Origin of the sequence: Pseudoalteromonas sp. MER144-MNA-CIBAN-0113, from assembly GCF_040308965.1 — a bacterium.
GTDB classification, from domain to species: Bacteria; Pseudomonadota; Gammaproteobacteria; order Enterobacterales; family Alteromonadaceae; genus Pseudoalteromonas; species Pseudoalteromonas tetraodonis.
The window spans coordinates 1-274 of record NZ_JBEOOG010000339.1 but is presented as its reverse complement, the minus strand read 5'-3'; the positions used below and the strand labels follow the sequence as shown (position 1 = coordinate 274).

At 42.0% G+C, this 274-nt stretch carries 1 pseudogene; it reads left to right on the top strand.

Annotated features, from left to right (window positions below):
* Nucleotides 1-274 (top strand): annotated as a pseudogene (locus AAEY57_RS19950) (2,3-bisphosphoglycerate-independent phosphoglycerate mutase); the annotation flags it as partial.

The window sequence follows — 274 nt, the reverse complement described above, 5'->3', positions numbered from 1 at the left end:
TGTAGCAGCTACGACTATTACGCCAACAGGTGCCACTCAGGCTTCAATAAACGATGGTGACACCGTTATTTTTGCTAACTTTAGAGCAGATAGAGCCCGCGAAATTACCCGCGCTTTTGTTGAGCATGAATTTGATGGTTTTACTAAAAAAAGAACGCCAGAGCTTAGCGCATTTGTAATGATGACAGAGTATGCAGCCGATATAGACGCACCTGTTGCATTTGGACCTACACCACTAATAAACGAACTCGGTGAATGGTTTGAAAAAAATAAT